This window comes from Amycolatopsis sp. NPDC114505 (assembly GCF_055633615.1).
In genome coordinates, this window is record NZ_JBVKDV010000002.1 from 1,132,524 (window position 1) to 1,150,300 (window position 17,777).

General features: G+C 71.0%; 18 protein-coding genes. 8 read left to right on the forward strand and 10 right to left on the reverse strand.

From position 1 onward, the window contains the following. The first annotated feature begins 9 nt into the window (after window positions 1–9). The 4 genes from ACZ7OU_RS23400 to ACZ7OU_RS23415 are packed head-to-tail and all read left to right on the forward strand — an operon-like array spanning window position 10 to window position 4,875. On the forward strand, window positions 10–1,308 hold the full coding sequence (locus ACZ7OU_RS23400; RefSeq protein WP_470256682.1) for an MlaD family protein: 1,299 nt from the start codon (window positions 10–12) through the stop codon (window positions 1,306–1,308). Further along, a complete protein-coding gene (locus tag ACZ7OU_RS23405) occupies window positions 1,305–3,572 on the forward strand; it encodes an MMPL family transporter (protein WP_470256683.1) in 2,268 nt (755 codons plus the stop codon). The genes ACZ7OU_RS23400 and ACZ7OU_RS23405 overlap by 4 nt, the downstream gene beginning before the upstream one ends. After that, window positions 3,569–4,669, forward strand: coding sequence for a peptidylprolyl isomerase (locus tag ACZ7OU_RS23410; protein ID WP_470256684.1), 1,101 nt, complete (start codon window positions 3,569–3,571; stop codon window positions 4,667–4,669). Before ACZ7OU_RS23405 ends, ACZ7OU_RS23410 begins: the two co-directional genes overlap by 4 nt. Next, window positions 4,666–4,875 (forward strand): hypothetical protein, encoded by a 210-nt coding sequence (locus ACZ7OU_RS23415; RefSeq protein ID WP_470237973.1) that lies wholly within the window; start codon window positions 4,666–4,668, stop codon window positions 4,873–4,875. The genes ACZ7OU_RS23410 and ACZ7OU_RS23415 overlap by 4 nt, the downstream gene beginning before the upstream one ends. A 100-nt stretch (window positions 4,876–4,975) precedes the next feature. Here the strand turns inward: ACZ7OU_RS23415 and ACZ7OU_RS23420 are convergent, their stop codons facing one another. Together ACZ7OU_RS23420 and ACZ7OU_RS23425 are read right to left on the reverse strand one after the other, a co-directional pair. Next, the gene (locus tag ACZ7OU_RS23420; RefSeq protein WP_470256685.1) at window positions 4,976–6,136 is read right to left on the reverse strand and encodes a LuxR C-terminal-related transcriptional regulator; all 1,161 of its coding nucleotides are present in this window, start codon (window positions 6,134–6,136) and stop codon (window positions 4,976–4,978) included. A gap of 78 nt (window positions 6,137–6,214) precedes the next feature. Next, entirely contained in the window at window positions 6,215–7,159 is a 945-nt protein-coding gene (locus ACZ7OU_RS23425; protein WP_470237971.1) for a 3-carboxyethylcatechol 2,3-dioxygenase, read from the reverse strand. A gap of 104 nt (window positions 7,160–7,263) precedes the next feature. Here ACZ7OU_RS23425 and ACZ7OU_RS23430 point away from each other — a divergent pair, with 104 nt between their 5' ends. After that, window positions 7,264–8,385, forward strand: a complete 1,122-nt coding sequence (locus ACZ7OU_RS23430) for a lytic transglycosylase domain-containing protein (protein ID WP_470256686.1) — start codon at window positions 7,264–7,266, stop codon at window positions 8,383–8,385. A gap of 103 nt (window positions 8,386–8,488) precedes the next feature. Here the strand turns inward: ACZ7OU_RS23430 and ACZ7OU_RS23435 are convergent, their stop codons facing one another. The 8 genes from ACZ7OU_RS23435 to ACZ7OU_RS23470 form a co-directional block, all read right to left on the reverse strand. Beyond that, window positions 8,489–9,475 carry a dihydrodipicolinate synthase family protein gene (locus ACZ7OU_RS23435; protein WP_470256687.1) on the reverse strand — a complete coding sequence of 329 codons (987 nt, stop codon included), beginning with the start codon at window positions 9,473–9,475 and terminating at the stop codon, window positions 8,489–8,491. Between the two features lie 97 nt (window positions 9,476–9,572). Further along, entirely contained in the window at window positions 9,573–10,448 is an 876-nt protein-coding gene (locus ACZ7OU_RS23440; protein WP_470256688.1) for a VOC family protein, read from the reverse strand. A gap of 7 nt (window positions 10,449–10,455) precedes the next feature. Further along, window positions 10,456–10,932 carry a cupin domain-containing protein gene (locus tag ACZ7OU_RS23445; RefSeq protein WP_470237967.1) on the reverse strand — a complete coding sequence of 159 codons (477 nt, stop codon included), beginning with the start codon at window positions 10,930–10,932 and terminating at the stop codon, window positions 10,456–10,458. Window positions 10,933–10,942: 10 nt separating this feature from the next. Then, entirely contained in the window at window positions 10,943–11,707 is a 765-nt protein-coding gene (locus ACZ7OU_RS23450; protein WP_470256689.1) for an SDR family oxidoreductase, read from the reverse strand. Continuing rightward, a complete protein-coding gene (locus ACZ7OU_RS23455; protein WP_470237965.1) occupies window positions 11,704–13,182 on the reverse strand; it encodes a 4-hydroxyphenylacetate 3-hydroxylase family protein in 1,479 nt (492 codons plus the stop codon). The genes ACZ7OU_RS23450 and ACZ7OU_RS23455 overlap by 4 nt, the downstream gene beginning before the upstream one ends. Continuing rightward, window positions 13,182–14,039, reverse strand: a complete 858-nt coding sequence (locus ACZ7OU_RS23460) for an alpha/beta fold hydrolase (RefSeq protein ID WP_470256690.1) — start codon at window positions 14,037–14,039, stop codon at window positions 13,182–13,184. The genes ACZ7OU_RS23455 and ACZ7OU_RS23460 overlap by 1 nt, the downstream gene beginning before the upstream one ends. A gap of 151 nt (window positions 14,040–14,190) precedes the next feature. After that, complete coding sequence (locus ACZ7OU_RS23465; protein WP_470237963.1) at window positions 14,191–14,820, reverse strand: GntR family transcriptional regulator; 630 nt, start codon at window positions 14,818–14,820, stop codon at window positions 14,191–14,193. A gap of 178 nt (window positions 14,821–14,998) precedes the next feature. Further along, window positions 14,999–15,397, reverse strand: coding sequence for an SCP2 sterol-binding domain-containing protein (locus tag ACZ7OU_RS23470; protein ID WP_470256691.1), 399 nt, complete (start codon window positions 15,395–15,397; stop codon window positions 14,999–15,001). Between the two features lie 167 nt (window positions 15,398–15,564). Between ACZ7OU_RS23470 and ACZ7OU_RS23475 the strand changes: the two genes are divergently transcribed. From ACZ7OU_RS23475 to ACZ7OU_RS23485, 3 genes are read left to right on the forward strand one after another with little or no spacing between them, the layout of a single operon-like run. After that, window positions 15,565–16,962, forward strand: a complete 1,398-nt coding sequence (locus ACZ7OU_RS23475) for a Rieske 2Fe-2S domain-containing protein (RefSeq protein WP_470256692.1) — start codon at window positions 15,565–15,567, stop codon at window positions 16,960–16,962. Between the two features lie 5 nt (window positions 16,963–16,967). Continuing rightward, complete coding sequence (locus tag ACZ7OU_RS23480) at window positions 16,968–17,486, forward strand: aromatic-ring-hydroxylating dioxygenase subunit beta (protein ID WP_470237960.1); 519 nt, start codon at window positions 16,968–16,970, stop codon at window positions 17,484–17,486. A 13-nt stretch (window positions 17,487–17,499) separates the two neighbouring features. Continuing rightward, on the forward strand, window positions 17,500–17,772 hold the full coding sequence (locus tag ACZ7OU_RS23485) for a dihydrodiol dehydrogenase (protein WP_290057904.1): 273 nt from the start codon (window positions 17,500–17,502) through the stop codon (window positions 17,770–17,772). Window positions 17,773–17,777 lie beyond the last annotated feature (5 nt).

Genomic DNA, 17,777 nt, shown 5'->3' on the forward strand with positions numbered 1-17,777 from the left:
GAGTGTCCAATGAGGATTCCCAGTGGGCTCGTCCCGCACATCCGGACCCTGGTGCTGGCCGTGTTCATCGCCGCCTGCGCCGGCCTGTTCGGGTACCTGTGGCTGAACTCCGGCGGCCGGCTGCCCGGCATCTCAAAGGCGGGCTACACCACCGAGGTGCAGTTCCGCACGGCGTCGAACCTGGTCTACGACTCGGACATCACCATCGCCGGGGTCAAGGTCGGCAAGGTCGAGGCGCTGCGCACCGAAGGCGACCTCGCGCACGTCACGATGCGGCTCGACCGGAACGCGCCGCTGCATGAAGGAGCGACCGTCCAGGTCCGGAACAAGACCCTGATCGAGGAGACCTACCTCGAGATCACCGACGGCCACGGCCCAGCGCTGGCCAACGGAACCGTGCTGCCGTCGTCGGCGGGCAAGGAGGCCGTCGAGCTCGACGACGTGCTCACGAGCCTCGACCGGCCGACGAAGGAGTCGCTGGGCACCCTGGTCCGCTCGCTCGGCGCCGGGACGAAAGACACCAAGCAGGGCGTTTCCCAGGCCCTGCAAGGACTCGGCGACCTCGGCCGGGAGGGGCACGGCGCGCTGGCGGCCCTCTCGGCCCAGTCCGGGGACCTGCAGCAGCTGACCGGCAACACCGCGAAGCTGCTGGCGGCGCTCGACACCCGGCAGGGTCAGATCGCCGACCTGGTGACCGACGCCGACAAGCTCACCCAGGCGACCGCGGGCAGCGACACCGAGCTGCGGGAGGTCCTGCGGCGGCTGCCCGGCCTGATGGACACCGCCAAGAACGCCAGCGGCGGGCTGAGCCGGCTTTCGCCCGCGCTGGGCCCGGTCGCGGGCGGCCTGAACGCGGCCGCACCGGACCTCGATGCCGCGTTGCAGGAGCTGCCGGCGACGTCGGCCGATCTGCGTGGCCTGCTGCCGTCGTTGAACGGCGTGCTCGACGCGGCACCCGGCACGCTGCAGCGGGTGCCCGCGGTGGCCGCGGACGCGTCGAAGTTCCTGCCGACGCTGAACGTGGCGCTGGGCGACGTGAACCCCATGCTGTCCTACCTGGTGCCCTACGGCCGCGATGTCGCGGCGTTCTTCACCAACATCGGGCAGGTGACGGCGCGGGGTGACGCCAACGGCAACGCGATCCGGCTGTTCATGGTCTTCAACGAGCAGAGCGTGAAGGGCCTGCCGCTCAACATCGACGTCGGCCCGCTGAAGAAGAACAACCCCTTCCCGGCGCCGGGACAGTCGGCGAACCCGGGGCCGTTCACCGGGTCCTACCCGCGCGTCGTCCAGGACCCGCCGAAGTGAGGGGCTTCAAGCTGCGGCGGCCGCCCCGCAAGGTGCTGGCGATGACGGCGGTCCTCGTCGTCCTCGCCGGGTTCGTCGGCACCGGCATGGCCCGGGCCCGCATCGAGACCGGGGTCAGCTCGCTCCTGCCCGGCGACGATCCCGCGGTGGCGCGGTTCGACGAGCTGAGCCGGTCGTTCGGCGGTGACCCCGTCGTCGTGCTGCTCGAATCGCCGCGACCCGGGCTGCTGCTCGACCAGCCGCACCTGCCGTCGCTGGTCAAGCTGGAGGGCGAGTTCGCGAAGCTGCCCGACGTCGCCGCCGTCTACGGGCCGGGGACCGTGCTGAACCAGGCCGCCGGCCGGGCCCAGGACCTGATGGCCGAGCTCTCCGGCCGCCGTGACCGCCTGCGCGCGCAGGCCCAGGCGCAGGCCAAGCAGCGGGGCGCGTCCGACCGGGCGGCCGGCCAGGCCGCCGACGCCGCGGTGGCCGCGTTCGACCAGCGGTACGGCAAGCTGCTCGTCCAGGCCCTGCCGGCGGGCCTGCCGACGCTGAAGAACCAGGCGTTCGTCACCGCGGTCGTCTTCGGCGCGGACGGAAGTCCCCGGCCGCAGTGGCACTTCGTCGTGCCGTCGGCGAACGCGGTCGCGATCCTGGTCCGGCCGCGGCAGAACCTCGACCAGTCCGCGACCGAGCGGCTCGTCCGGGGCGTGCGGGACGCGGTCGGCGCGGCCGCCGTCGACGGAGCGAAGGTGACCGTGTCCGGCGTCCCCGCGATCGCGGGCGCCCTCGCCGACGAGGTTCGCGCGGAGCTTCCCCTGCTCGGCGGCGCCGCGTTGGTCGCGGTGGCCCTCTGTTTCCTGCTGGTGCCGTGGCACCGCCGCCGGCACCGGCTGCTGCCGCTGGCGGGTTCGCTGGTGGCCACCGCGGTGACGGTCGCCCTGTTCGGCTGGCTCGGCCGGCCGCTGTCGCTCGGGGTGGTGGCCTTCCTGCCGGTGCTGCTCGGCGTCGGCAGCGACTTCCCCACCTACCTGGCGCGCCGGGCGGACCGGCGGGTCGTGTTCGCGGTCGCCGCCGCCACCGCGGCCGCGTTCGGAGCGCTGGCGTTCGCGCCGCTGCCGTTCGTGCGGGACCTCGGGATCGCGCTCGGGATCGGGGTGCTGGTCGCCTTCGCCGTCGGCCTGCTGTTCCGGCCGGCCGTGGCGGAGCCCGCGCCCGTAAAAGTCTACAGTGGACACAAGGCGTGCCTGCCGGTGCGGCTGGGCGTCGGATTCGCCGTGGCGGCGCTGGCGGCCGGCGGCTGGGCGACGCTGCCGCAGCTTTCCCTGCAGAGCGACATCGAAAGCTTCGTCCACGGCCTGCCCGCGTTCGACGACGCGAAGCACGTCGAGCAGGTCATCGGTTCCTCCGGCGAGGTCGACGTCGTCCTGCACGGCCCGGACGTCACGTCTCCGCAGGCGCTGGCGTGGTCGCGGCAAGCCCAGGACGTCGCCGTCTCCCGGCACGGCGACCGGCTCCGTCCGGTCGTGTCGCTCCCGACGTTGCTGAACTTCCTCGGTTCCGCGCCCACGAAGGACGAAATCACCGCGGCCGTGCGCCTGCTGCCGCCCTACCTGACCGGGTCGGTTCTGCGAGCGGACGGGCAGGAGTCCGTGCTCTCGTTCGGCGTGCGGCTGGACGACGTCGAGAGCCTGGTCGGCCTGCGTGACGACCTGCTGGACCAGCTTCCCCCAGCGCCGCCGGGCTACCGCGCCGAGCTGACCGGGCTGCCGATCGTCGCGGCCCGCGGGTACGAACTGGTGTCGGACAACCGGTTCTGGACCAACGGCGTCGGCATCGCCGTGGCCGGGCTCGTGCTCACGGTCGTGCTCGCCCGGCGGAAGGACGCGCTCCGCGCGGTCGCCACCGCCCTCGTGGCGACCGGGACGGGCCTGCTCGCGGTCTGGCTGGCCGGGATTTCCCTGACGCCGATCACCATGGCCCTCGGGTCCCTCCTCGCCGCCGTCGGCTGCGAGTTCGCGGTGCTGCTGGCGGAAGCCGGTCGCCGTCGCGATCACGCGTTGCGCAGATCCGTGCTGCTGGTCGGCGCGGTCTCGACCGTCGGCTACCTCGCACTGGCGCTTTCACGGCTCGACGCCATCCGGCAGTTCGGCCTGCTGCTCGCCGCGGCCGTCGTGCTGTCGATGGCCGCCGCCCGGCTCGTCGTCTGGCTCGCGCCGGGCCGCCCCGCCCCCGCTCCGGAACCCAGCCCGGCGCCCGAAGCACTCGTAGGAGTTCCCTCATGAAGATCACCGCACTGCCCGGCAAGATCCGGGTGCCCCGCAGCCGCCGCGGCCGGATCACGACCTTGCTCGTCCTCGTCGTGCTGCTCGGCGGAACCGGCCTGGCGTGGTGGTCGGCGCGGGCCGACGACCTGCCCGGCGACGCCGCCTTCGCCTACGGCGGCCAGGTCGAGACCGTCGCGCAGCTGCAGGAGCGGATCCAGACGTTGAAGGCGCTCTACGGCGTGCAGCCACCGGACCAGCAGGACACCGCCAAGTCCGACGCGTTCCGCCGGGACACCGCGAAGGCGGTCGCCGTCGGGATGCTGCTCGACCAGGCGGCGCGCGACCGCGGCATCGTCGTCGCCGACAAGGCGGCCCGGGACGTGCTGACGCGGTTCATCTCCCAGCAGATCGGCGAGGGGCCGGACGCCCGGAGCAAGTTCGTCCAGGCGCTCGGCACCACCGGGACGTCCGAGGACGCGGTGCTGGACGAGATCAAGCGCCAGCTCGCGGTCTCGCAGCTGTTCGACTCGGTCACCGCGGGAAGCGCGGTCGGCGACGCCGAGGTCGCGGACGCGTTCGCCAAGCGGAAGGCGCAGCTGGACACGCCGGAACGGCGCCAGCTCACCAACATCGTCGTCAAGACCAAAGAGGACGCCGACCGGGTGCTCGCCGACCTCCAGGCCGGGACCCCGTTCGAAACCGCGGTGGCCCAACGGAGCCTGGACGGCGCGACGCGGGACAAAGGCGGCGACCTCGGCCAGGTGACCGCGGCCCAGCTCGAGGACGGCTACGCCAAGGCGGCCTTCGCGGCTCCCGTCGGCGGGCTGTTCGGTCCGGTGCAGACCGCGCACGGCTGGAACGTCGGCCGGGTCCGCCAGGTCCTGCCCCCGCAGCCGGCGGTCTTCGACCAGGTCAAGGACCAGCTCAAGCAGCAGCTGACCCTGGAGAAGGCGCTGTCGACGTGGCGCGGGTGGCTCGGGGCGCAGCTCACGAGCGCGAACGTCCGGTACGCCGACGCCTACCGCCCGGCCGACCCGGCCGCGCCGCCGCAGCAGGCGCCGGGGTCGTCGCCGGTGCCGGGCCAGGTGCCCGGGCAACCCCAGCCGTCGCGGTGATCGCGGACTTCGCGGCGCTCGCGGTGGCGGGCGCCGCGCTGGTGGCGGTCGGCCGGTGGGGCGCCCGCGCGGCGGCCGGGCGGGTCAGCCCGGCCCTGCCGGAAGCCGAGCGCCGGCGGCGCATCGGGAAGCTGCGGGGGAGCGGACACGCGCTCCAGGTCGTGGGCGTGGTGTTCGTGCTCGCGGCGGTGTGGAGCTTTTGGTGAGGGTCGGGCGGGCTCGCGGGTCCCCGGCCGTGTTCCTGGTGAGGGCCAGGCGGACTCCGGCATGCTGCGGCCCTGCAGGGACACCGAGTTCTAACGACGGTCAGGCGGACTCCGGCACCCCGCGGCCCTGCTGGGTCCGCAGGAACAGCGAGACCGCTTCCGCGCGGTTCGCGGCGCCGAGCTTGCGCAGGATCTGCTTGACGTGGGACTTGGCCGTGTCCTCGGAAATCGTCAGCCGGGTCGCGATCGCGGCGTTCGTCCGGCCGTCGCCCATGAGGCGCAGGACCTCCAGCTGCCGCGGGGTCAGCGCCGACTCCACGAAGGACCGGGCCGGCACCGGGCCGGGCGGGGGAACGACCGGATCGCCGATGACGGGGGCCGCCGGGTGGCCGGTGCTCAGGATGCGGTCCATGGCGTCGGCGAGGTTCATCGTGAACCGGCCGACCTCGGTCCGCAGCGAGTGCAGGCGCTCGACCAGCACCGTCCGCCGGAACGCGATGCCCAGCCCCTGGGCGAACGTGCCGAACACCTCGCGGTCGAACTCGTCGACCTGACGCCCCTGGACGTGCCGGTCCGCGTGCACCAGCCCGAGCACGCCCTCGTCGCCGACCACGGGAGCGACCACATAGGACTCCAGCCGGGCCGCCTCGACCAGGCAGGGGAGCCCCCGCGCTTCGCGCTGCGCGTCCGTGACGAGCAGCGCGCGCCGCCTGCGCACGGCCTCGGTCTCGACGACCGTGCGGTCCAGGACCGGGGACTCCGCCCGCCCGATCCGCAGGATCTCCGCCGCCCAGGCGGGATCGCCCACGACGGTGCACGACTGGGGCACCCACACCGACTCCCGGATCTCCGAAAACAGCGCGCGGTCGAAACCGAGCCGGCACACCGCGTCCGGCACGCACTCGGCGAGCCGGGCCACCGAGCGGGCGTCCTGCAGCCGGGTCAGCGCCTCCTGGACCTGGGCGTGGACGCGCATCCGGAGGTCGAGCTGGGCCTGGCGCAGCCGTTCGCGGACGTCGGAGACCTCGATGAACAGGTCGAGGACCGCGCCGGCGTGTCCGGCGGTGGCGAGTTCCCCGACCCGCTCGGCGAGCTCGGCCAGCGCCGCTTCCGCGGCCGGGAACTCGTCGGGCACGTCCGGGTCCGGGTCGTCGCCGAGCAGGGAGCGGGCCCGGGTGGTGACGGCCCGGACGTCGCGCAGGACGGCGTGGGGAACGGGGTGCCCGCGGCCGTTCCGGGGCGGAGTCAGCGTTGACTTCATGGTTTCCTCTCAAGCCGGGCGGGAACGCGCGGCGCCGGACCCGCTCGTCGGAGGAGGTCCGGCGCCGCGCCCGGAGGATCAGGCGTCGGCGGAAACGGCGGTGGTGACGGCGAAACCCGCCACCCACTCGAGCACCGGCTCGTAGAACCGGTAGTTCATCACGTACTTCCCGCGGGCCGCCATCGCGGCGTACGCGGCGATCCAGGTCCGCACCTCGTGCGAGGAGTGACCGGCCTGCTCGGCGAACCACTCGGTGCTCCAGCCGTCGACGAGCCGGAGCTCGCCCGCCGAAACCACATCGAGGAACTGCTGGTCCCACTCCGGGTTGATCGGCCGCATCGACGACGTGCCCGCGGCCAGGTCGAGGCCGGACGCGATCACGCGGGCCTGCCGCCGGGCACGCTCTTCGGGCGTCGGGTTGCGCCCGTCGATCAGCCGCGCGGCGACCTCCTCGGTCGCGTTTTCCAGCTGGGGCACCGGCGGGTCGTGCGAGAGCCCGCCGGAGCCGAGGAACAGCACGCGCTGCTCGTCGAGGTGGGCGCTCGCGTGGCCGATCGCCGTGCCGAGCTGCCGGACGCGGCCGACGGGACAGAGCGGCGCGGCGACCGAGTTGATGAAGACGGGGACGACGGGAACGCGGTCGAGCCCGCCGAACAGCAGCTGCAGCGGCTGGGAGAACCCGTGGTCGACGTACATCCGTTCGGACACCGCGACGTCGATCCCGGCCGCCAGCACGTCCTTGGCGAGCGTGCGCGCGGACTTGGCCACCGAGAGCTCGCCGGCCGGGGTGTCGTAGTCCCCGAGCGCGGTGGCCCGCGTCCCGATGCAGAACGGCGGCATCATGTCGTAGAAGAAACCGTTGTAGTGGTCCGGCGCGAAGAGCACCACGAGGTCGGGGTCGAATCCGGCGATGAAGCGCCGGGCGTGGTCGAAAGCCTTCTCGACCCGCTCCTCGACGGCTTTCGCCGGGTGGTTGAAACCGATCAGCGGCGAATGGGACAGGGCGCACACGGCAACGGGCATCGACCCACCACCCTTTCTTTGCGGGCGTTCATTCGGTAAGAAACATGCTAGAATCTTAGCATACCAGTCCTCGGTTTCGATGACGCGACGGAAAGGGACCTGGCATGACAGTGCCGATCGGCAATCGCAGCGAAGGCAGTCACCGCGCAGCGCGCAGGAGGAGGGGGAAACGGCACCGGACCCGCACCGCGGTCGCCCTCACGAGTGCGCTCGTGGTCGGCGGTGGGGTACTGCTGGTCGAACCCGTGGCCGACGGGCGGCCCTTTCCCGCGACCGCCGCGAAGGCCGCGACCAGGTCGCCGGCGCCGGGGAAACCCGCCGTGCCGGGGGTGGAGCTCCCCGCGACGCTGCCCAGCGTGCCGGTGCTGCCGCCGCTCGCGGTCCCGGCCGGCTACCGGCTCGGCGCCGCCGGCGGATCCGGTGCGAGCACGGGCATTCCGGCCACGGTGCTCGACGCCTACCACCGCGCCGAGGCCTCGCTCGCCCGCGCGAACCCGGGGTGCCACTTGACCTGGGCGTTGCTCGCGGGGATCGGCAAGATCGAGTCGAACCACGCCCGCCACGGCGACGTGGACGCGCGGGGAACGATGGTCCGGCCGGTCTACGGTCCCGCCTTGGACGGTTCGCCGGGCTTCGCCAGGATGGTCGACGCGGGGAGCGGGCAGTGGGCACGTGCCGCCGGCCCGATGCAGTTCATCCCCTCGACCTGGCGGAAATGGGGTGCGGACGGATCCGGTGACGGCCAGGCGGACGTGCAGAACGTCTACGATTCCACGGAGTCGGCCGGCCGGTATCTCTGCGCCGCCGATCGCGATCTGAACACCGGCGCCGGACTGCGGAGCGCCATTCTCAGTTACAACAACTCCGAGGATTATCTGAACAAGGTCACGGCGTGGACGCGAACCTATTCCTCGGGTTCGTTCGCCGTGCCGGACGAACCCGGATACGCCGGCGAGGATCCGACCTACGACGAAAGCGTGGCGTCCGTTCCGGCCCATCCGGCGGCGCCGCGCCCGTCGGCCACGGGTGCCGTACCGGCCCCGCCCGCACCGGAGAAGCCGGCCCCCGCGCCGGCCGGCCCACCCACGCGACCGGCACCCGCTCCCGCTCCCGCGCCGGCACCGATCGCCGGGTTGCCGATCAGCGTGCCCGCGCCGCTGGACGGCGTCGTCACGACCGCGGGCCAGGTGGTGGGTGGGCTCCTCGGCCCGCTCGGCGGGCACTGAGCTCCGGTGACGACTGATGGCGCCGCCCCGGCTGGTGGGGGCGGCGCCATCAGTTTCCCGCGAGCCCGGCCGTGCCACACACAAGCACGGTGCCGGGCGGGTCTCAGGAGCCTTGGCCACGGACTTCGCCGACGAGCCCGCGCCAGCGCCGCCCGTTTTCGCGCGCGCCTTCGGCGTAAGGGCCGGGAACGACGTGGTACGGCGGGCGGGCGGGGCCGGCGGTGACGTAGCCGGCTTCGTCGAAGCGGAGCTTCTCGAGGGTGATGTTGTACTTGGAGAACTCGGGGAAGTTCGTCCGGGCGAGGAACGGTTCGTACGTCCACTCGATGCGCCGGGTGAGGTGCCGCGCGGTGTCGACGTCCCCGGCCCGGATCGCGTCGCGCAGGGCGAGCACGGGCTCCGGACCGCACAGGGCGCTGCTGCTCCAGCAGCCGAGCGCGGTTTCCGGGTACAGCGTGTGCGCCGCGAGCCAGTCGCTTTCCAGCGGCAGCAACCGAAGCCGGCCGCCGACCGCCGCGATGTCAGCGGTGAACTTCGGCGTGATCGCGATGTACTTCGCGCCGATGATCTGGGGGACCTCGGCCAGCGCGGCGTAGGCGGCCGACGGGATCGGGCCCTTGAACGCCTCGGGGTTGTCGTAGAGGACGATCGCCATGTCCGGGAACAGGCCGGCGACGCCGCGGTAGAACGCGAGCAGCGTGTCGGCGCCGAGCTCGCTCCACATCGGACGGCCGAGGATGACGCCGCGCACGCCGAGGTCCCGCAGGAAGCGGATCCGGTCGACGGTGTCCCGCGTGTTGGGGGCGGTGGCGCCGACGAACAGCGGGAGGTCCGGGGCGGTGTCCGCGACCGCGTCGGCGACGCACGCGGCGAACGCCTGCCATTCGGCCAGCGTGAGGGTCGCCATCTCGCCGAGCGTGCCGTTGGTGATGATCCCGTCCACGCCGTCGGCGACGAGCGCGCGGATCATGCGATCGGATTCGCCGAGGTCCACGGTGTCGCGCGCCGTGAGTGCGGACGCGCCGGGCAAAGCCGGGGTGGGCGTGACGGCGATGACGCCGCGCAGGTCGTCGACACCGAACTTCTGCACCACGGGTCTCCTCGGGTTCACAGGGGAATGGGTGGCCCGCCCGGCGGGTCAGGTGGGGGGCTGCGCTGCCCCGCCGGGCGGACCGGTTCGGGGGAGGTCAGGAAGCGTGGCCGAACGACTCCGGCGGCTGCAGGCCCCACGGGCTGAACGCCTTCGGGAAGTCGTCCCACACCACCGGGTCGTTGCGCCGGACCCGCGGCATCTCGGCCGACAGCTCGTAGCGGTTGCCCGCGGCCCAGAAGTAGGTGTAGACGTTGCCGCCCACGCCGTGGCGGCCCGGCCCGACCTCGATCGGCACGCCGTGCCGGCCGAGCTCGTCGGCGGCCAGCTTGAGGTGGTCGAACGACTCCATCCCGAGGGCGTAGTGGTGCAGCGACTTCCCGGCCTCCGGGGTGGAGATGATCGCGATGTCGTGGTGCAGCGTGCTCGCCCGGCACCAGGCCGCGCCGATCACCCCGGGAGCCGGGGCGAAGATGTCGGACACCTGGAAGTCCAGCAGCCCGACCAGGAAGTCGACCAGCGGCTTGGGGTCCTGCGCCTGCACGGTGATGTGGTCGAAGTCCAGGGCACGGATCCCACCGCGGTGGGGCGCCTTGGCCGCGTGGATGTACTGCGGCCCGGCCGAGAGCACCGCGAGCTCCATGACGTGTCCGGACGGCGCCGCGAACTGCAGGGACCGGACCACGCCGGGGTGTTCGTCGGTGCGGGTCTCGGTCACCACACCGGCCTCGGCCAGCCGTTTCCCGTAGTGGTCGAGGTCGTCGACGTCGTCGACCCGCAGGGCGAACTTCCGGACGCCGGTCCCGCCGGCGGTCAGCACGAGGTCGCAGCCGCCGTCGATGCCGACGGAGAACCGCACGGCGCCGTCGGCGCGCCCGAGTTCCCGCATGCCCAGCACGTCGGTGTGGAAGCCGATCGCCTCGTCGAGATCGGCCACGGCGAGTTCGGCGTGGGCCACCTGAGAAATACCCATCGGTGGGTCAGCTCCTGTCCATCTTGTCGTAGGGGATGTTCCCGGCGCTTTCCCGCCGGTTGATGCCGAGGGCGTCGAGCTGTCGCGAGTTCTCGACGAGGATCATGCGGACGCGTCCGGTGCCGTCGTTGTAGTGCCGGTGCCACACCCACGGCGGGGTGTAGACGAAGTCCCCGGCCGCCCACCGCAGGGTTTCCGGCCCGATTTCGGAGTAGCCACTGCCCTCGAGCACGCAGTGCACGGACTCGTGCAGGTGGCGCTGGAGGTCGGTGGCCGTGCCGGCGGGGATCTCCTGGAGGTAGAACTCCATCGCCTTCGCCGGGACGTCGGCGAGCACGCCGACCCGGCTGGGGTTGCCGGTCACGTCCTCCTCGAGCCACCGGGCACTCGCCGAGCGGGTGACCAGGTGCTCCGGCAGCGACCGCTCCGGGTCGTAGTCCTTCATTTCGTGGAGCTTGTGCATCCACTGCTCGAAATTCGTCATGGTTCTCCCGCTAGGTCGAGGTCATCCCGCCGTCGACGACGTGGGTCTGCCCGGTCTGGAAGCCGGCGAACTCCGAGCAGAGGTGGGTCACCAGGTCGGCGATCTCCTCGGGACGGCCCCACCGGCCGACGGGCAGCTCGGTCGCGAGCTGCCGTCGTTCCAGTTCTTCGGTCGGGACACCGGCGGCGGCCGCGCGCGCCGCGGCGAGCGACCGCCGCCGCGGCGTGTCGATGTGCGCGGGGGCGATGACGTGCGTGGTGACGCCGTGTGGCGCCACCTCGGCGGCCAGCGACCGCGCCAGTGCCGCCACCCCGGCCCGCATCACGTTGGACAGGTGCAGCAGCGGCAACGGTTTCACGACGCCGACCGAGGTGACGTAGATCAGCCGTCCCCACCCGCCCGCGGTCATCCCCGGCAGCACCGCATTGGTCAGCGCAAGCGCACTGTCCAGGACGAGCCGGTAGGCCGAATCCCAGTCGTCCGCCGAGAGTTCGGTCGCCTTCGCCGCGCGGGTGCCGCCGGTGTTGGACACCAGGATGTCGATGTCCCCGAGCGTTTCGCGCGCGGCGCCGGCCGCCGCGGCCGCGGCGCCGGGCCGGGTGAAGTCCGCGACCGCCCAGCCCGCCGCCCCGATCTTCCGGGCGACCTCGCCGGTGTGCGGTCCCGTTCCGGTGATGAACACCTCGGCGCCGTCCGCGCGCAGCGCCGTCGCGATCGCCATGCCGAGCCCGCTCGACCCGGCGGTCACCAGCGCCCGCCGCCCGTGCACCGTCATGCCGCCGCACCCTCCCCGGTACCGCCGGGCAGCAGGCCGGACTCCTTGATCGAGGTGGCCAGCAGCCCGTCGATCAGGCCCAGCGGCTCGGTCCAGTCGTACTGGGCGAACTGGGTGTTGATGCGGAGGAACAGGGGATCGCCCGCGTAGAACCGCTCGTAGAGCTCGTGGCGGCCGCCGAAGGCGGAGACCGCGAGATCGGCGGCGATCTTGTAGATCGCGATGCGGTCCAGGCTGTTCGTGTCGGGACCGCGGTAGAACCGGGCGATGTCCGCGGCGATCGGCGAGTCGAACGCGCTCACGTCGGCCGGCTGGTAGAGCAGGCCGCCGGCGAGGATCTGCTGCAGGATCTCGCGGACGCGCGGGTACCAGCGGTTCGCGGAGTTGCGGACCGCGTACAGCGGCCGCACGTCGGGGAACAGGATGCCGTCGTCGTTGGGCTGCGCGCCGGCTTCCGCGGCGAGGACGGCGGCCCGGGTCAGCTCGATGTAGGTGGTGATCTCCCCGAGCGCGTCGCGGACCTGGGGGAACTGGTCGGTCTTGACGATCTCGGTCGCCCGCTTGGCGATGCCCGCGACGAACTGGAGCTTCGCCAGCAGCCGGACCGAGGTCTGGACGCCGGTGAAGGCGTTGGAGTTGATCGCCCAGATGTTGTTGACCCGCTCGAAGTCCTGGTTGATGAAGACCCGCTCCCAGGGCACGAGCACGTCGTCGAACACGACCACGGCGTCCATCTCGTCGAACCGGCTGGAGAGCGGGTGGTCGAAGCCGTTCCCGCCGCCGAACGGTTCGCGGCAGATCAGCCGGACCCCCGGGGCGTCGGCCGGGATGGCGAACGCGATGGCGTAAGGCTTTTCGTCGGCCGCGTACTTGCGGAGCGAGAAGGGCCAGACGAGGATCTCGTCGGAGTAGGGCGCGGCCGTGGCCAGCATCTTCGCCCCGCTCACGATGATGCCGTCCGGGGTTTCGCGCTTCACGCCGAGGTAGGTGTAGGGGTCGGGCTGCTGCGACGGCGGCTTCGACCGGTCGACCGGCGGGTCCGCCAGCGCGTGGGACAGGAAGAGGTCGTTGTCCCGCACGTACTTGTAGTACGCGCGCACCCGGTCGGCTCCTTCGCCGAAGAACTCGGCGTTGGCGTTCCACGCCACCAGCATCGCGCTGACGAAGTCCGTGCTGCGACCCATCATGCCGAGGCTCGAGTCCGCCCACTGCTTGTGCATGACGCGGCGGAGCTCGAGGTCTTCGGCCGTGCGGGGCATCAGGAACTGCACGCCTGCCTTGCCGCCGCCGTCTTCGGGCGAGAAGAGCATGCTGTCGTTCTTGGACTGCAAGTCGTAGAGGCGGGCGATTTCGGCCGCGGCGCCGGACGTCGCCTTGTGCCCGGCCACGTCGGTGATCTTCTCGGCCCCGACCCACAGCTCCGGGCTGTGGGTGCGCAGCCGGTCGAGGTACGCGGCGCCGTTTCGTGCGGTCATCACTTTCCTTTCAAGAACCTGATGTGGGTCTCGTTGAACTGGTCCGGCTTCTCCCACTGCGGCCAGTGGCCCGCGCCCTCGATGACCTCGAGGCGGCTCCCGGGGATCAGCTCTTCCAGCAGCGCGGCTTCTTCGACCGAAGCCGTCGGGTCGTGGTCGGTCCACAGCAGCAGGGTCGGCGAGACGATGCGGCCGCACCACTGCGACGACCAGACGTACGGCCGCCGGTGTTCCCAGTCCTGCACCGCGAGGATGTTGCGCATCGCGGTCTCGAACCCCGGCTGGGTGTAGATCCGCAGCCGCAGGTCGACGAGTTCGTCGGTGACGAGGCTCTTGTCGTGGAAGAGCCACTCGACCCGGGTGCGCACGCTCTGCCGGCTCGCTTCGCGGACCGCCTTCATGCTCGATTCCTTGAGCCCGGCCATCACCTCCGGCTTGTTGGTGATGTTGCCCGGGGTGTTGAGCACCAGCCGGTCGACCCGGCCGGGGTGGTGCGCCGCGGCCCACGCCGCCACCCAGCCACCGAGCGACTCACCGGAGAGGTGGGCTTTTTCGATGCCCAGCGCGTCCAGGACCGCAATCAGGTGGTCGCTCAGGTAATCGATGGTGTAAGGCCGGTCGGGCTTGGCCGAATGCCCGTGCCCCGCCATGTCGTAGACGACGATCCGGAATTCTTTCGCCAGGTCGCGGATGTTGCGGGAATACGCCTCCAGGTGCCCGCCCGTCCCGTGCACCATGACCAGTGCCGGACCGGTGCCCGCTTCCACCACCCGGGTGGCGATGCCGGCCGCGTCCACGGTCCGCTGGCGCAACTCGACGCCCGTCAAATCGCCCCAGATGCTTACGTGCTGCTCCACAGCGTTCCTTCCTGTCGCGACGTTCTCCCATGTTGGCATACTAGAATCTCAGGAGCAAGCTGTGTTTGCGGTGAAGCTGCCACCGCTCGATGAAGGAAAAGAAAAACGGGTGTCATGGCCGGCGGCATGACACCCGTTCAGGTGAATGCGGCTACACTTCCACGAACTTCCAGAATCGTGAAACGTGCTCCTCCATGAGCTTGCCGGCCCGCTCCGCGTCCCGGCTCTCGATCGCCTCGGCGATCTCGGTGTGCTCGCTCTGCGCCTGCGCCAGGTCCGTGCTCAACCGGTTCTTCTGGAGGTAGAAGTCGTTGAGGTCCCAGGTGTCCGTGGCCAGCTCGGTCAACCGCTGGTTGCCGCCGGCCGCCAGGACGGCGGAGTGGAAGTCCCGGTTGGCCCCGGCGAAGGCGAGTGCGTCGTCCCGCTTGGCCGGGCCGGTGCCGCGCACCAGCATGTCGTCGATCTCGGCCAGCTGCGCGTCGGTGGCGGTGAGCGCCGCGAGCCGGGCGCCCGCTCCCTCGAGGATGCCCGCCACGGCGAAGTGGTCGCGCACCTTGCGTTCGTCCGGGACCGCCACCTGGCAGCCGACCTGCGGGATGACCGAGATGAACCCGGCCGAGGCCAGCCGCATCACCGCGTCCATCACCGGCCTGCGGCTCACGCCGAACTCCGTCGCGAGGTCGTAGGTGCTGAGGATTTCGCCGAACTGGTGGCGCCCCTCGAGCAGCTGGGCGAGGAGCGCTTGGTAGATCTGGTCTGTTTTGGTGACTGACGCGATCATGGGCATGGACTATCCGGCCCTTCGGTGCGAGAAGGTCGGTGCTGGCTTACTGTCGATCACGCCGAGATTCTAGCGTGTCAATGGCGGGCCGGGATGCGCCGAACCGGGAATCCGGGGGGTCATTGCGCCGGGTGGAGCAGCGGCCCCGGCTGTCCGGGGCCGCCGCCCACGACGTCGGTCAGCCCACCGACCAGTCGGTGTCGTCGATCTGGCCGAACATCTTCATCGCGGCTTCGAGGCCGGGCAGGTTGGCGAGTGCCACCGACATGGACCCGCGGAACTTGACCTTCCGGGTGACCATCGCCTTGGCGGCGGGCAGTTCGCCCGCGCCGAGCCGCTGCCAGGTCTCGACCTTCGCGGTCAGCAGGAAGTCCGGCTTCACGCCTTCGGCCGGCGCTCCGGCGCGCACGACTTCGCCGGCCGTGACCTCGATCTGGCCCGCGCGGCTCTCGTCCTCGGCGAGCCGGTACTCGACCACCATGCTCAGCTTGCTCAGGCCCTCGCGCGTCGCGTCCGTGGTGTTCCAGAGCTCGGCGTAGGACTTCATCCACTCCGGCGACAGGACGGGTGTTCCCATGGTGCGCTCTCCTTCGGTTCGCCTCCGCGGCGGACAACTGGGGTTTGACAACGGGGCTGAAGATACTAGTATCTTAGAAAGCCAGTCAAGCTGTTGCCGCGGCCCTGACCATTACGGGCTCGCGATTCTTCGGAGGAGACAAAGATGTCTGACGCCAAGGCGGTCACATGTTGAGGGACGAACTCCGGCAGATCCTCGAGAAGGGTTTGCGTGACGTAGAGGCGGACTGGACCGTTCCGGCCGCGATCATCAACGACCCGGAGATGCACGACGCCGAGCGTGAGCGCGTGTTCGGCCGCTCCTGGGTTTTCCTCGCCCACGAAAGCGAAATCCCGGAGCGCGGCGACTACGTCGTCCGGTACATCTCGGAAGATCAATTCATCGTCTGCCGGGACGAAGACGGCGAAGTCCGCGGCCACCTGAACAGCTGCCGCCACCGCGGCATGCAGGTGTGCCGCGCCGAAATGGGGAACGCCTCCCATTTCCGCTGCCCGTACCACGGCTGGACCTACAACAACAAAGGCAGCCTCGTCGGCGTGCCGGCCGGACGCGAGGCGTACGGCAACAAGCTGGACAAGTCGCTGTGGCAGCTCAAGCCGGTCCCGAAACTGGACACCTACAAGGGGTTGGTCTTCGGCTGCCTCGACCCGGACGCCCCCTCCCTCGACGAGTACCTGGGGGACATGAAGTTCTACCTCGACATCGTGCTGGACCGCAGTGACGCCGGCCTGCAGGTCGTCGGCGCCCCCCAGCGGTGGATCGTCGACGCGAACTGGAAGCTCGGTGCCGACAACTTCATCGGCGACGCCTACCACACGATGATGACGCACCGGTCCATGGTGGAGCTCGGGCTCGCCCCGCCGGACCCGAAGTTCGCGCTCTACGGCGAACACGTGCACACCGAGCACGGCCACGGCCTCGGCATCATCGGCCCGCCGCCGGGGATCCCGCTGCCCGAGTTCCTGGGCATGCCGGAGAACATCGTCGAGCAGCTGCAGCGCCGGCTTTCGCCGGAGCAGGTCGAGGTGTTCCGGCCGGTCGCGTTCATCCACGGCACCGTGTTCCCGAACCTGTCCATCGGCAACTTCCTGATGTCGAAGGACCACGTCTCGCCGCCGACGTCGTTCCTCACGCTCCGGCTGTGGCACCCGATCGGCCCGGACAAGATGGAGATCATGTCCTTCTTCCTGGTCGAGAAGGAAGCACCGGACTGGTACAAGGAGGAGAGCTACCAGGCCTACGTGCGCACGTTCGGTATCTCCGGGGCCTTCGAGCAGGACGACGCCGAGAACTGGCGCAGCATCACCCGCGTGCTGGGCGCCCAGTACGCCAAGACCATGGAGCTCAACTACCAGATGGGCCGCGGCGTCTACGAGCCCGACCCCGACTGGCCCGGCCCCGGCAAGGCGTTCCCGATGGACTACGCCGAAGCCAACCAGCGCAACTTCATGGAGTACTGGATGCAGCTGATGGTCACGGATCCGGTCGCGCCCGGTGACAACGGCAGTGGCAACGGCAAGGTCTCCGACGCCGCGGCCGAAGCGCTCACGCGGGCGGAGGCGTAGCAACCATGACCACAGCAACGGAAATCACCGACGCCACGGTCCGTGAAGTCGGCGAGTGGCTCTTCGGCGAGGCCGAACTGCTCGACACCGGCAAGTACCGCGAGTGGCTGGAACTGGTGGCCGAGGACCTGTCCTACATCGTGCCGCTGCGAGTGACGCGCGAACGCGAGGCCGACACGGACATCGTCGAGGGGATGACCCTGATGGACGATGACTGGGACTCGATGGAGATGCGCGTCCTGCGCCTGGAAACCGAGTACGCGTGGGCGGAGGACCCGCCGTCGCGGTCCCGGCACTTCGTGACCAACGTCCGGGTCGCCGCCGGCGAGGCGGAGGACGAGCTGGCCGTCAAGTCGAACCTGCTGCTGTACCGCACCCGCGGTGACGTCGCGACGTTCGACATCCTCTCCGGCGAGCGCCACGACGTGCTCCGCCGGGTGGCCGGCGGCTACCGGCTCGCCAAGCGGGTGGTCGTGCTCGACCAGACCACCGTCATGACGCACAACCTCGCCCTGATCATGTGACGGAGGCAGTTCGGTGACCATCATCCACAACGAGGGCCAGGACCCGATCATCCAGATCGCCAACGAGTTCACGGTGATCCAGGTCAGCTACACCAGCACCGGCCAGCGCGAGCGCCTCCTGGTCAGCTCGCCCCGGCTCGGGTTCCAGACCCTGCTCGACCCGCTGCAGCTGGAAAGTCTCACCTGGCAGCCGCCCGAAACGTTTTCGAAGCTGCTCGACACCCCGTACGGCCCCGGCACGGAGCTCAACGCGCGCCCGCTGTCGGCTCTGCTCGGAAAGGACTGATTCCC